This window comes from Ruegeria sp. HKCCA5929 (genome assembly GCF_013034525.1).
Classification (GTDB): domain Bacteria; phylum Pseudomonadota; class Alphaproteobacteria; order Rhodobacterales; family Rhodobacteraceae; genus Ruegeria.
The window spans coordinates 445,182-458,244 of sequence record NZ_WQGE01000001.1 but is presented as its reverse complement, the minus strand read 5'-3'; the positions used below and the strand labels follow the sequence as shown (position 1 = coordinate 458,244).

Annotated in this window: 12 protein-coding genes and 1 tRNA gene; 4 read left to right on the top strand and 9 right to left on the bottom strand. The window is 56.9% G+C overall.

Going from position 1 to position 13,063, the window contains the following annotated elements:
• Positions 1–26: 26 nt before the first annotated feature.
• The 6 genes from GOV90_RS02215 to GOV90_RS02190 all read right to left on the bottom strand — a co-directional run bounded on the left by GOV90_RS02215 (position 27) and on the right by GOV90_RS02190 (position 5,572).
• Positions 27–100 (bottom strand) — tRNA-Gly (locus tag GOV90_RS02215).
• A gap of 70 nt (positions 101–170) precedes the next feature.
• Positions 171–998: a polyphosphate kinase 2 family protein gene (locus tag GOV90_RS02210; RefSeq protein ID WP_171089934.1), complete on the bottom strand. Its 828-nt coding sequence runs from the start codon at positions 996–998 to the stop codon at positions 171–173.
• A 121-nt stretch (positions 999–1,119) separates the two neighbouring features.
• The gene (locus GOV90_RS02205; RefSeq protein ID WP_171089932.1) at positions 1,120–2,181 is read right to left on the bottom strand and encodes a methyltetrahydrofolate cobalamin methyltransferase; all 1,062 of its coding nucleotides are present in this window, start codon (positions 2,179–2,181) and stop codon (positions 1,120–1,122) included.
• Between the two features lie 9 nt (positions 2,182–2,190).
• Positions 2,191–3,117 (bottom strand): methylenetetrahydrofolate reductase, encoded by a 927-nt coding sequence (locus tag GOV90_RS02200; RefSeq protein ID WP_171089930.1) that lies wholly within the window; start codon positions 3,115–3,117, stop codon positions 2,191–2,193.
• Between the two features lie 24 nt (positions 3,118–3,141).
• Positions 3,142–3,438 carry a virulence factor gene (locus GOV90_RS02195; RefSeq protein WP_171089927.1) on the bottom strand — a complete coding sequence of 99 codons (297 nt, stop codon included), beginning with the start codon at positions 3,436–3,438 and terminating at the stop codon, positions 3,142–3,144.
• A gap of 247 nt (positions 3,439–3,685) precedes the next feature.
• On the bottom strand, positions 3,686–5,572 hold the full coding sequence (locus tag GOV90_RS02190) for a PhoX family phosphatase (protein ID WP_171089925.1): 1,887 nt from the start codon (positions 5,570–5,572) through the stop codon (positions 3,686–3,688).
• Positions 5,573–5,753: 181 nt separating this feature from the next.
• Between GOV90_RS02190 and GOV90_RS02185 the strand changes: the two genes are divergently transcribed.
• Both GOV90_RS02185 and GOV90_RS02180 read left to right on the top strand, forming a co-directional pair.
• Entirely contained in the window at positions 5,754–6,866 is a 1,113-nt protein-coding gene (locus GOV90_RS02185) for a Ppx/GppA phosphatase family protein (protein ID WP_171089923.1), read from the top strand.
• Complete coding sequence (locus tag GOV90_RS02180; RefSeq protein WP_171089921.1) at positions 6,866–7,588, top strand: RlmE family RNA methyltransferase; 723 nt, start codon at positions 6,866–6,868, stop codon at positions 7,586–7,588. Before GOV90_RS02185 ends, GOV90_RS02180 begins: the two co-directional genes overlap by 1 nt.
• Here GOV90_RS02180 and GOV90_RS02175 read toward each other — a convergent pair.
• From GOV90_RS02175 to GOV90_RS02165, 3 genes are all read right to left on the bottom strand, one after another.
• Positions 7,585–7,776, bottom strand: coding sequence for a hypothetical protein (locus GOV90_RS02175; protein WP_171089920.1), 192 nt, complete (start codon positions 7,774–7,776; stop codon positions 7,585–7,587). The genes GOV90_RS02180 and GOV90_RS02175 overlap by 4 nt on opposite strands.
• 87 nt (positions 7,777–7,863) lie before the next feature.
• Complete coding sequence (locus tag GOV90_RS02170) at positions 7,864–9,765, bottom strand: multiheme c-type cytochrome (protein ID WP_171089918.1); 1,902 nt, start codon at positions 9,763–9,765, stop codon at positions 7,864–7,866.
• The gene (locus tag GOV90_RS02165; protein ID WP_171089915.1) at positions 9,762–10,628 is read right to left on the bottom strand and encodes a YihY/virulence factor BrkB family protein; all 867 of its coding nucleotides are present in this window, start codon (positions 10,626–10,628) and stop codon (positions 9,762–9,764) included. The genes GOV90_RS02170 and GOV90_RS02165 overlap by 4 nt, the downstream gene beginning before the upstream one ends.
• 179 nt (positions 10,629–10,807) lie before the next feature.
• Here GOV90_RS02165 and GOV90_RS02160 point away from each other — a divergent pair, with 179 nt between their 5' ends.
• Both GOV90_RS02160 and GOV90_RS02155 read left to right on the top strand, forming a co-directional pair.
• Positions 10,808–11,893 carry an AI-2E family transporter gene (locus GOV90_RS02160; RefSeq protein ID WP_171089914.1) on the top strand — a complete coding sequence of 362 codons (1,086 nt, stop codon included), beginning with the start codon at positions 10,808–10,810 and terminating at the stop codon, positions 11,891–11,893.
• Between the two features lie 3 nt (positions 11,894–11,896).
• A complete protein-coding gene (locus GOV90_RS02155) occupies positions 11,897–13,009 on the top strand; it encodes an acetoin utilization protein AcuC (RefSeq protein ID WP_171089912.1) in 1,113 nt (370 codons plus the stop codon).
• Positions 13,010–13,063 lie beyond the last annotated feature (54 nt).

Sequence of the window (13,063 nt, the reverse complement as noted above, 5' to 3'; positions counted from 1 at the left end):
GCGAGGCGAACATTTTTCCGGAGGTTTGGAGCGGGTAGCGGGAATCGAACCCGCGCGTTCAGCTTGGGAAGCTGACAGGCTACCATTACATCATACCCGCCGCGTCCTGTGGAATATCACCAGTGCGGACAGAGGTTCAACCCGGCACGGGACAGATCAGGCGTAAATTATCACTCTGTCCGGGCGCGCAGGCTGTCGATCAACGATTGGTCAACGTCCAGCGCTTCTCCGGCGGCTTCCAAAGTTCGTTTGTCCAAGTGCTGCGGGTTCAGGTCAACGCCATCAGAAAACACATCAACAATGGCTTGCATCGCCTTGATACGCGCATGTTTCTTGTTGTTCGCAGGAATGACGTGCCAGGGGGCCAACTCGGTTGAGGTACGCGCCAGCATTTCGTCCACAGCGACCTCGGCAACATCCCATTTCTCACGATTTCGGAAGTCTTCATAGGTCAGCTTCCAGCGCTTCAAAGGGTTTGTCAGCCTTTCGGTAAACCGGCGCATCTGTTCATCCTGCGAGATATGAAAGAACAGTTTGACGATCCGCGTGCCGTCATCAACAAGCATCCTCTCGAAATCGTTGATTTCCTGATAGGCAGCGCGCCAGCGTTCTTCCGGCGTCAGTTTTTCAATCCGTTCGACCAGAACGCGACCGTACCAGCTGCGGTCAAAAGCCGAGATCGCGCCCGCGGGCGGTAATCGTTCCCAAAACCGCAAAAGATAGTGCCGGTTGAGGTAGTAGTTTCGCGGGGCTCCGATGGGCCAAACCTTGAAACTGCGCGGGTCCAGCGCTTGGCTGATCCGGCGAATAGTTCCCCCTTTTCCTGCAGCATCCCATCCTTCAAAGACCAAAACACCCTTGAGGCCATGAAACAGATACGCTTGTTGAATTCTGGCAAGCTTGGCTTGTAAATCGATCAGCTGATCAAAATAATCCTTCTTATTGAGACGCTTAGTCAGGTCTGCATCCGAAAGTTTCGGGGGATGATGTTTGCTCATGGTGCCACCTGATCTTTGTGCGAATGATCCAGCTATTGTGAAACCTTCTGCGCAATCGACATTGATCAGAGTCAAAAAGGCCGGGCACTGGGCCCGGCCTTTGGTGTCAAATTAGATCCGTTCAGGCGCGACGGCGGCGGCCACCACCGCGACGGCCACCGGCCGCACCTGCAGCACCGGCTTCGTCAGGCGCTTTGTTGAACCGGATCCACTCGCCGCCATGCGGGTCGTTATTGGTCAGCAGGTTGGCGGCGCGAATGGCCTCCATCTCTTTACCAGCGCGCGGCTTGGTCGAACCCAAACCGAACATCTGTACAAAAGCTTCGTCATCCATGCCTTCAGGCAGAATGATGCCAGCTGCGGCTACGGCTTCTTTCTTCTCGGCGATCTTTTTCTGTGTCACCGGCAACGCGACCGGGTTCATGATGGCCGAGGTCATACCAGCGCCCATTGCCATCGGCAGGAAAGCGTTGTTGATGCCGTGACGGTTCGGCAGACCAAACGAGATGTTCGAGGCACCGCAGGTGGTGTTCACGCCCAGCTCTTCGCGCAAACGACGGACCAGAGCAAACACTTGTTGACCGGCCGTCGCCATCGCACCAATCGGCATGACCAGCGGGTCTACGACGATGTCATGTGCCGGGATGCCGAAGTCAGCAGCACGCTCAACGATTTTCTTGGCAACGTCAAAGCGGACATCGGGATCTTCTGAGATACCGGTGTCATCGTTCGAGATCGCCACAACCGGTACGTTGTACTTTTTGACCAGCGGCAGAACCAGTTCCAGCCGCTCTTCTTCGCCAGTGACCGAGTTCAGCAGCGGGCGGCCTTCTGCGGCCTCAAGGCCGGCTTCCAGAGCGCCCGGAACCGACGAGTCGATGCACAACGGAACTTCAACCAGACCCTGCACCAGCTCGACGATCTTGCGCATCAGCGGCGGCTCGGTCTCGTTTGGGTTGGGGTTCGAGTTGTAGACAACGCCTGCGTTGATATCGAGAACGGTTGCACCAGCCATCACCTGCGCCAGCGCGTCTTTCTCAACGGTCGAGAAATCGCCCGCTTCCAGCTCGGCCGCCAGTTTCTTGCGGCCGGTTGGGTTGATCCGCTCACCGATCACACAGAACGGTTCGTCAAAGCCCAGAACGGCGGTTTTTGTTTTTGATTCTACGACTGTACGGGTCATGTCCGTTCCTTAGGAGTTTACAGGCTTTGCCGAAGCGCCGCCGTTATTGATCGCCCAGTTGGCGTTGGTCTTGATTCCACCCAGCGGGAAGAAGTGCACGTTGGTGATGTTGAAATCCGGGTTGGCAGCTTTGTGGTCGGCCAATTCGGTGATCACGTCGGTCGGCTCATACGGCAGCAGCAGCTTGGACACGTCCATGGCGCGTTTCTGCAGAACTTTCAGCGACGGGCCAACGCCACACGCAATGGCAAACTTGATCAGCGTTTGCAGCTTGGCTGGACCCGCGATACCGATATGGATCGGCAGATCGATACCCGCCTCTTTCAGGCTGTCAGCCCATGCGATGATCGGTTTGGCGTCAAAGGCAAACTGTGTCGCCAAAGCCATTTCCGCATCGGTGGTTTCCGAGAACTTTTGCTTCCAACGCAGCGCGTCGTCCACATTCTTGGTCGAACCGTCGGGGTCGATATCCTTGTTTCCTTCCGGGTGACCGGCAACGTGCAATCGCTTAAAGCCCGCCTTGTCGAACAGACCAGTCTCCAACAATTGCATCGAGCTGTCGAAATCACCATGCGGGTTGGCAACGCCACCGGCCAGCAGCAACGCCTGATCAACGCCCGCTTCGCCCTGATACATCGAAATCCAGTTTTCCAGAGTCGCCGCGTCTTTGATGATCCGCGCCGGGAAATGCGGCATCACCGGATAGCCTTCGGCCGCGATGCGCTTGGCGGTCTTGACCATGTCCTCAATCGGGGTGCCCTCGATATGAGCGATATAGACGCGCGTGCCTTCGGGCAGCAGCGCGCGGAAATCGTCGACCTTTTCAGCGGTACGCGGCATCACCTCGATCGAATAGCCTTGCAGAAAGGCTTCGACGGTTGGGTTCACAGGGCCGGTTTCGACCGCATCACGTTTTTTGAAGTTCAGCAAAGCCATTTCGGCCTCCCTTAAAATCTGGGCTTATGCCCAACCGTCATTGGCGATCAGCGCTTTGATGCGGTCCTGATCGTATTCTGTTTCCAGACGCACCGCCTCGGTCTCGGCAATCTCGGCGGGATCGCCATCTACTGCAAAGGGTGCGGCTTTGCGCCATTCGGCCAGGTAGGCATCACTGTCCTTGGCGTTCACCTTCATGGCAGCCCGGTCGATGGCTTGCTCGAACCGTTCTTCCAACTGCCGCTTTGCGCCACGACGGCCTTTGCCGACGATGACCTGAGCGGGAATGTCGCGCCAATACACGATTGTGACGTCAGGCATTGCTGTGATTCCTCCTAACCCGATGGGCCGGTTCTAAACTTCAAACTTAGCTTTGGTCGGTCGGTTTTCGACACACGACGCTTTTCCAGCGACCTTTTTGCCAAAGCTAGCCAGGGGCGCTTTTACACAAACAAACCACAGACGCGCATATCATAATTCTCAACGTCACTATGAAAGCGCTGCATAAAACGCAAAAACCCTGGACGGAGTTGTCCGTCCAGGGCGGTATTTCAAAGGTCAGTGCGGTTTAGCCGACCAGACCACCATCTTCACGAGTAACCGCGATGATCGCCGAACGTGGAACTGCATCACCGCCTTCGGGCCAGTGACTATTGCCATCCTCACCTGGGTGCTGGATGCCCACGAACATGGTGCGGCGATCCGGTGACCAGCTGAGGCCGGTGATCTCACACTCATTCGGGCCGACAAGGAAACGGCGGATTTCACCGGTGACCGGGTCACCTGCCAGCATCTGGTTGTTGCCCTGCCCTTCGAAGTCGCCTTCATTGCCATAGTTGCCGTCGGTCTGGATCCACAGCAAGCCATTGCTGTCGAATTTCAGACCGTCGGGCGAGTTGAACATGTTGTCGGCATTAACGTTGTCAGACCCACCGTAGGCATCCTGATGCACGCTGGGGTTGCCCGCCAGCACATACAGATCCCAAGCAAAGCCCGAAGCGGTATGATCACCACCTTCCGGACGCCAGCGCACGATCTGGCCGTAGTTGTTGGCCTCACGCGGGTTCGGACCGTTGACCGAGGTGTCATCACCACCGGCATTCGGTTTGACGCCTCGGTTCTTGTTGTTGGTCAGACAGCAGTAAACCTCGGCCACGTTCGGGTTAGCAGCAACCCACTCCGGGCGGTCCATGGTGGTCGCGCCTACGGCAGAACCGGCCTGACGGGTGTGGATGCTGATTTCAGCTTGCGAAGCCAAACCAGTTGTCTCAGGCGTCAGATTCAGCCATTCGCCAGTGCCGTCGTCATTGAACTTGGCAACAGACAAGGTGCCGTTTTCCAGCAAGGCATTGGTGTCAACGCCTGCGGCGTAAACGCCATCCGAAACAAAGCGATACAGGAATTCGCCACGTTCATCGTCGCCCATGTACACAACAACACGACCGTCATTGTTCACTACCGACTCGGCGTTTTCGTGCTTGAAACGGCCCAGGGCGGTCAGCTTGCGCGGGGTCGAGGTTGGATCGGTCGGGTCGATCTCGACCACATAGCCGGCACGGTTTGGTTCGTTGGGGTTTTTCGACACGTCGAACCGATCATCGATCTTGGCCCAGCCATAGCCCCAATCTTTCGACGATACGCCATAGCGTTTGAGCTCCGCACTGACCTCGTGGTTTTCGTCTTCTGCCGAGAAGTAGCCATTAAAGTTTTCTTCACAGGCCAGGTAGGTGCCCCAAGGCGTCATACCGTTGCCGCAGTTGTTCCAGGTCCCTTTCGAGGTTGTGCCTGTCGAGTCCGCGGCGGTTTTCATCAAATCATGAGCAGCCGCAGGGCCGGTAATCGTCATATCGGTCTGCGGTGTAATACGACGGTTGTACGGGCTGTCTTTGACGATGCCCCATGTACCGTCTGTGTTGGCAATCTCGACCACAGTCACGCCATGCGCCATCATACCTTTGGCAACATCGTCGTCCGAGGCCGCCTTAGCATCCGGGTTGTTGCCCCAAAGGATGTCACGGTTGGTATATTCGTTGTTTACGACCAGCAGCACGTGGCCATCATGGAAGAACACGTCCTGACCGTCGGTGTTGTCGCCAAATGCACGCTCTTGGCTGGCAGCGGTGCCACGGGTCGCGTGATCGAACTCGGGCGCGTCAGACCACAACGGGTCGCCCCAACGCACCATAACCTCGGCTTTGTAGCCCGGAGGTACAATCACGTCGTCTGCAGTCGATACAGGGATCGCCTCGAACGAGAACCGGTCAGCTGCCGCACGTGCGCCCGAAGGAATCAGCGCACCACCAACGGCTGTGAAACTGCCCATCGCAAGAACACCGCCCAGGAATCCGCGACGTGACAAGGCGCGCTCGACCACTCGGTCAAATTCACATTCTTCAGGACGTGGGTTTACGACCTCATCATATTCATCGAAGGAAAGGGTGCGTTCGTCTTTCATGGCAATCTCCGTATCTGGCTGAAAGCTGGTAGAGAATCCCGTATCGGGGATCCCGCGTGGGGATCGCATTCCAGTATGAACGCTGTGTGACACTCACGTTAATTTCAAAATTGAATTTGCTTGCGCGTCGGCGATCCCCCGCCTAGGGTCAAATTAACTCGAAAATCGGAGGGCGTGACGAATGACGCCCAAGCGTCCCAAAGGTGCGGGCGCGTTCCCAAAGGCGGTTGAAAGCCCCGCGCCGGCAAGACCCGATCCAGATGCGCTCTATGCGGCGCTGGATCTGGGAACAAATAGTTGCCGCATGTTGATTGCCCAACCCAAGGGGAGCGGGTTCCATGTGGTCGACAGCTTCTCCAAATCCGTGCAACTAGGCTCGGGTTTGGAACGCACCGGACGGCTGTCGCGGGCGTCTATGTCGCGTACCGTGCAAGCACTTCGGATCTGTCAGCAAAAGCTGAAGCGCAACAAGGTCAAACGCATGCGTTTGATTGCAACAGAAGCGTGCCGTCGCGCCAAGAATTCGCGTGAGTTCATCCGGCAGGTAAAGCGCGAGACCGGGCTTACCTTGGAAATTATCCAGCCCGAGGAAGAAGCGCGTCTGGCGGTGATCTCCTGCGCGCCGCTGGTTTCGACGAAGACCGAACAACTGTTGGTCGTCGACATCGGTGGCGGTTCGACCGAACTGGTATGGATCGACATCTCGTCCGTTCCGCGCCGTGATCGCCCGGCTGCAATCATGCGCTTGCACAACGGGTTTCACACTGCCGACAGCCCTTTTCCTGCGGCAAAAGTCGTGGATTGGATCAGTGTTCCCCTTGGCGTGGCCACGTTGCGCGACCAATTCCACGACGTGGAAGATGACGCCGCCCGCTTCGCCCTTATGAGCTGGTTTTTTGAAGAAAATCTGGCCGATTTTGCACCCTACAAAGACGAACAAACCCGCGAAGGGTTTCAGATCGTTGGAACGAGCGGCACGGTGACAACCGTCGCGGCCTCGCATCTGGGGCTCAAGCGCTATGACCGGACCAAAGTGGACGGTCTGCGCATGACCAGCGATCAGATTGACAAAGTCATACGCGGGTATTTAGAACTCGGCCCTCACGGGCGACGCCGGGATCCTCGGATTGGGGACGACAGGCAGGCCCTGATCATGTCCGGCTCGGCCATTTTGCAGGCATTGCTACGCTGTTGGCCCACTGATCGCCTTTCCGTGGCGGATCGTGGGCTGCGCGAGGGTCTGCTTTATGCACAGATGAGCGCGGACGGAGTATTAGAAGACGGACCGTTCTGATGGCGAAGACACCGACTGGTAAAAACAACTCGGGCCGCGGGCAGCGCGACCTGAAGGTCAAGGTTAAAACCGCGCGCGGGCGCAAGCTCAGCTCGACCCGGTGGCTTGAACGACAGTTGAACGACCCGTATGTCAAACGCGCTCAGGCCGAAGGGTATCGCGGGCGCGCGGCTTTTAAGATACTGGAACTGGACGATAAATTCAGGTTTCTCGTACCGGGTGCGCGCGTCGTGGATTTGGGCTGTGCACCCGGAGGCTGGCTGCAAGTCGCGGTCAAACGCGTAAACGCGCTGGGCGAGAAAAGCGGTAAACGGATCGGGACCGTTTTGGGCGTCGACCTGCAAGAGGTCGAACCCGTTGCTGGAGCAACCGCCCATGTTCTGGATTTCATGGAAGACGACGCCGACGTAAAAGTCAAAGAATGGCTTGGCGGCAAGGCCGACGTTGTGATGTCAGACATGGCCGCTGCGTCTTCGGGCCACAAACAGACAGACCATTTGCGCATCATGGCCCTGTGCGAAACGGCGGCTTACTTTGCGTTTGATGTGTTGGAAGAAGGTGGCACTTTCGTAGCCAAGGTTCTGGCAGGAGGCGCCGAGGGCGATTTGCAAAAGCTGTTGAAGCAGAAATTCCAGAAAGTCGCCAACGTGAAACCTCCTGCTTCACGCTCGGACAGTTCCGAAAAATTTGTTGTGGCAACAGGGTTTCGCGGCGGAGATTAATCCTCGAGACGAATACGATCTTCGGTCAGGCACTGCGCACGGAAAGAGGCGTTTGCCATGCCCTGCAACATCAAAGCTTCCCCATGTGACACGTATACCGGTGCGCGTCCGCGCAGCTCTTCTATGCGTTGCGCAAGTGAAACCGAACTGACACCCACTGTTGGTCGCTTTTTCGCATTTTTAGACATGATTCACCTCTGAACAGCACACTCATCCCGTCCGTAACGTGAAATTTTGCCGTGAAAATGGAGCAATTCGGGCGGGGATGTGCCGGATCAGGGACCAAGCTGTTGCGACAATTGTTGCAGGTTCGGGTCGTTTGGTAGCAGGCGCAGCGCCTCACGCAGCACTGCGCGCGCGGCGTCGGGACCGCGATTGATATGCGCCAGTTGCACCAACATGGGCCACGCTTCGCCCCTTTGCGGGTCCAAAGTTACGACTTCGCGAAACGCCTGCTCGGCTGCTGGCGCGTTGCGCAGTGTCAAAGCCATACCTCCCAGAACAAGATGGGTTTCCGGGAAATCCAATCGGTTCGCGATCGCCTGCTGCCACTCTGACATGCCCTGCCCGGCCAGCGATTGTTGCTGAGGTGACAGAGCTTGCGGTGGTATCGTCAGGAACTCTTTCGCGGCAGCAATACGTACATTGCGCAACGGGTCTGACAACAAAGGCTCCAAACGCTGCACCTGCTCAACTGGGTTGGCCTGACGCTGCAGAGCAGCTGCATTGGCGCGGATAAGGGGGTCGTCGTCTTGCAGCAATGACGCAGTCGCCGCGGCCAAGTCCGGGGAAGCGAAGGGTTGCAGCAAGTAGGCCGCTGTTGCCCGCACGATTCCGGCATTGGATGGGTCCATCGCAACGGCCAGCAAACCTTCGGGCGTGTCTAACCTGCCTTCAGCAGCAGCTTTGAAGACCGTCCCAAAATGCGGGCCACGATGAGCGGCATCCGGGAACCACCCTTCGATCTGATTGGCCGCCCAGCCCTGATCCCGATCTTCATGACAGTCGGTACAGGCATCGACGCCCAGCCCCAGATCAGGCCGTGGGATGCGGAAGCTGTGATCGCGGCGCCCATCGATGCCCATATAAACCCTTTCGATCATATGGCAGCTTTTGCACTGCGCGCCGTCACTGTTTTCAGGATGATGATGATGCGCGGGCGTATCGTATTCTTTTGCTGTAAGCGTCGGAAAGTCCGGGTTCCCTGCCGGAGAATGACACTGAGTGCAAACACCGTTTCCTTCCGCTTTCAGTTCAGCGCTGTGGGGTTCATGGCAGTTCATGCACCCAACGCCTTGCGCGTACATCTTGGATTGCAGGAACGAACCGTAGACATACACCTCATCCAATATCTGCCCGTCCGGGTGGTACGATCCGGGGCGCAGCAGGGCCAAGTTATAGGCGTCGTGATAGGGCGTGCCGGGCATAGGGTTGCCATCGCCATGCGCCTCGCGCCGGGAATGGCACCCGGCACATTGCTGGATTTCCGCCTCGGTGTGTCCCTTGCCCCAATTCATCAGAAATCCTGCTGGTCCCAGGTCTTCGGAAATGTCCCGACCATTCACCCAATCGATATGCGCGGATCCCGGACCATGACAGGCCTCACACCCCACGCCGATTTCAACCTGTTGCGACGCATAGGATCGGGTTTCAGCGGAATAGTTCTTTTCAAACCCTGTGGCGTGGCACTCGGCGCAGCGGCTGTTCCAATTCTTGTAAGGGCCCGTCCAATGCAAACCGTCATCCGGCGGTAAGTCCTGATCGGGATAGAGGTGAAACCACTCCTTGCGTTCCGTATCCCAGACCACGTCAAAGCTTTGTAAACGCCCCGGTTCGGTTTCAAACAGGTACTGCTGCAACGGCTCGATCCCGACGACAGAATGTACATCATACTCGGTGGTGACCCCGTCTTTTTCAGAGACTGCCGCGCTCAGCGTTCCGTCCTTGTCCGAGAACTCCACCGACATACCGTCATGTTCGAACTGTGTACGGTTAAAATCAGCGACAACGGCCCCTTTCCCTACCTCGGTCCAGGCCAGCGCATGGTGGGATGAGGACCATTCTGCCGCCTCATCCTTGTGGCACTCGACACACTGATCAGACCCGACATAGGCCGCGGGCTGACCCAAAGCAACCACGGGCATTAGCAGCCCGAATGCCAGAACCAAAGACTTCATGCTGCCCCCTGTCCGTGATCGTTTTGCATATCCATCAGAGCACCATTGTATTCGGCGCCAAAAATCAAAATGGCCGCGCACAGGTAAAGAAAGATCAACGCCGCCATGACACCGGCCAGACCCGCATATGTGGCGCTGTAAGTCGCAAATTGGGCAATGTAGATCGAAAACCCCCACCCACCTGCCGCCCAAAGAGCCAGTGTCAGAATAACTCCGGGAAGAATTTGCATGATCTTGTGCCGCCGCGTTGGCAGGATCAGATGTGCCAAAAGAACGGTGCCTGCCGGAACCGCAACTGTGAAGGTCCAGCGAAGGCGTTCGATTGACAACCAGTCCGACAGGTCCACATCCGTCTTTTCGCTGACCAATTGAGTATAGACAGGCAAGACAACCTCGACCGCGGCGATGCCCAGAATGGCTACACCACCGACAATCACTAGCCCTAAGCACAGCAGTCGGGTTTTCCAGAACGGCCAGACGTCCCGGTCGTGATAGGCTTGGTTCATCGCGGCACGTACCGCCATCACACCATTCGAGGCAAAAAAGATCGCCAAAAGACCACCAAGGGTAATCACACCAGAGCCGGATTCCTGTAAAACCGCTCGCAACTCGGAAACGATCGGGCCCGCCACGTCTTTGGGCCAGGCTCCGAATACAAGCTCGATCAATTCGTCGGTGACATAGCCTTGCGACAATGACCCGGCCAAAGCCACGGTAAACAGCACAAAGGGAAACAGCGCCAGCATCAGCGACATGGCGACATGGCTGCTCATGACAAAGCCGTTTTTGTTGCTGAACCGAACTATGGCAAGCCGCAGCGCCTTGATAGGCCGGCTTAAGGAGAGAATCACTTGAGCGCTCATTGGCAAAGCCTAACCCGCGGGGCTATTCCTCTGAAACGGCAAATCCGGGCTGGAACGTAAATTATCCCAGCCAAACATTTGCTCACATTGCAAAATCCCGCCCGGCCATGCAGGATCGTCTTTCAGACCGACCACCTATCGGTTTAACGTACCACGCGGTATCACAGGCGGGCTGAGCGATGACTTTGGAACCTGATCAGAACACAAGCGGCCCACGGTTGAAACTGTCGGTCGTGCGTGACACGACCATCGTTGCTACGCTGATCGTGCTGGGCCTCTACGCCGGGTCAGCCTTTTTGATCCCACTGACGATGGCGCTATTGATCAACGTTCTGATCATCGCCCTCAGTGATCGTGTGATTGCCCTGACACGCGTTCCCATCTGGCTGGCCAACATCGCCGCTGTCACGGTGGTATTGGCCGGTTTGTTCATGATCATGTACATTCTGGGCAGTCAGGCTACACAGTTCGCCCGCTCCATCAGCACCTATGAGAACCAGTTCGACGGTGCCGTGCACCGCGTCACGGGGCTGGTTGGGAATGATGTCACAACTTTCATCCGTGACAACCTGGTCAGCATAGATATGTCCTATGTCGCCCGCGTGCTGCTCAGCAGTGCGACATCGCTGTTGAACCAGTTCTTTCTGATCAGCCTGTATGTCGCCTTCCTGATGGCCGAACGCCTGGCCTTTCGCAAAAAAATCCGGCTGGCCGCTGGCAGCCCTGAGACCGGGGCCGAATTCACGGCCATTCTGGACGCCATCACCTATAGCCTGCAGCGCTATGTCGGCGTCAAAACATTTATCAGCCTTGTCACGGCGGGTATCAGCTATAGCGTCTTCAAGGTGCTTGGACTGGAATATGCAGAGACATGGGCCGTGCTGACTTTTGCACTGAACTTCATCCCATCGATCGGCTCGATCATCGCCGTGATTTTCCCGGCGATGATTGCTTTGGTGCAGTTCGAAACGATCGGACCGTTTCTGATCATCGTACTGGGTTGCGGCACGATCCAGTTCATGATCGGCAACTTTCTAGACCCTGCCATGTTGGGCAGATCGCTGAATATGTCCACGTTTCTGGTGATCCTGGCGCTGACCTTCTGGACCACCGTCTGGGGGCTGATCGGAGCGTTCCTTAGCGTGCCCTTGACCGTCTGCATTCTGATCATCTTCAGCCACATACCCGCACTGCGCCCTGTGGCGATCCTGATGTCGCTTGACGGTCGTCTCGGCGATGACACGCCACCGGCAAAGGCCAACTAGCCTGTGAACAGCCCCATCTTCATAGGATCAGAAATCTACCGCCATTCCACCTATGGCTCAAAACACCCTTTGGCCATTCCGCGTGTTTCCACCGTAATTGACTTGTGCTCCGCGCTGAATTGGTTGGATGCGAGCAACTATCGTGTCAGCCCATGCGCGAAACCCAGTGCTCTGCACCGGTTTCATACACCCGACTATATAGACGCACTGCAAACGGCCGAGACTGAGCAGTCTGTTTCTGACGATGTCCGCTCAACCTATGCGCTTGGTACCTTGTCCAATCCCGTCTTCCCCGAGATGTACCGCCGCCCCGCCACTGCAGCCGGAGGTTCCATGTTGGGTGCTGAACTGATCCGCGACGGAGGCATCGTCTACAACCCTGCCGGTGGCACACATCACGGTCTGCCCGATCGCGCCAATGGGTATTGCTATTTAAATGACCCTGTTCTGGCTATCCAGACGCTGCTGCAAATGGGTTTGAACCGGATCGTCTATGTGGATATCGACGCGCATCACTGCGACGGGGTCGAGGGCGCGTTCCAAGGCTCGGACAAGGTTCGCATAATCTCGGTCCATGAAACCCGACGCTGGCCATTTACCGGACGCCTTGAGGACGATGCTGGTGATGCTGCGTTCAATTTGCCAGTGGCCAGAAATCTGAATGATGATGAGTTTGCAGCAATCCTCGACCAGTTGATCCTGCCCGCGACTCAGGCCTTTTCGCCACAGGCTGTTGTCCTGCAATGCGGTGCAGATGCAGTGGCCGAAGATCCCCTGTCTCGTTTGACCTTGTCCAACTCTTCGCACTGGAAAGCGGTCTCCGCGCTGAAAGAACTCGCGCCGCGATTTCTGGTTCTGGGCGGCGGCGGCTACAATCCGTGGTCCGTCGGGCGTTTGTGGACCGGAGTGTGGGCCACTCTGAACGAGTTCGATATTCCCGATAGGCTAGACATAGACACCCAAGCAATTCTACGTGCGTTGACCTGGAACCGGTCGGCAGGCCGGAACCCACCCTCGCACTGGTTGGACACGCTGCGGGACATTCCTAATTTCGGGCCGATCCAAGATGAACTGAAACAGGACTTGCGCCGATTAGCCGCGCGGATTTCGTGGTAGATCGTCTGAATGAACATTGCTAACATACGGGCGTCACGACAGATTTTCTGCTCT

Coding starts and splice junctions, on each gene's coding strand:
- GOV90_RS02210 (WP_171089934.1), bottom strand. CDS start 998: ATGAGCAAACATCATCCCCCGAAACTTTCGGATGCAGACCTGACTAAG.
- GOV90_RS02205 (WP_171089932.1), bottom strand. CDS start 2,181: ATGACCCGTACAGTCGTAGAATCAAAAACAAAAACCGCCGTTCTGGGC.
- GOV90_RS02200 (WP_171089930.1), bottom strand. CDS start 3,117: ATGGCTTTGCTGAACTTCAAAAAACGTGATGCGGTCGAAACCGGCCCT.
- GOV90_RS02195 (WP_171089927.1), bottom strand. CDS start 3,438: ATGCCTGACGTCACAATCGTGTATTGGCGCGACATTCCCGCTCAGGTC.
- GOV90_RS02190 (WP_171089925.1), bottom strand. CDS start 5,572: ATGAAAGACGAACGCACCCTTTCCTTCGATGAATATGATGAGGTCGTA.
- GOV90_RS02185 (WP_171089923.1), top strand. CDS start 5,754: ATGACGCCCAAGCGTCCCAAAGGTGCGGGCGCGTTCCCAAAGGCGGTT.
- GOV90_RS02180 (WP_171089921.1), top strand. CDS start 6,866: ATGGCGAAGACACCGACTGGTAAAAACAACTCGGGCCGCGGGCAGCGC.
- GOV90_RS02175 (WP_171089920.1), bottom strand. CDS start 7,776: ATGTCTAAAAATGCGAAAAAGCGACCAACAGTGGGTGTCAGTTCGGTT.
- GOV90_RS02170 (WP_171089918.1), bottom strand. CDS start 9,765: ATGAAGTCTTTGGTTCTGGCATTCGGGCTGCTAATGCCCGTGGTTGCT.
- GOV90_RS02165 (WP_171089915.1), bottom strand. CDS start 10,628: ATGAGCGCTCAAGTGATTCTCTCCTTAAGCCGGCCTATCAAGGCGCTG.
- GOV90_RS02160 (WP_171089914.1), top strand. CDS start 10,808: ATGACTTTGGAACCTGATCAGAACACAAGCGGCCCACGGTTGAAACTG.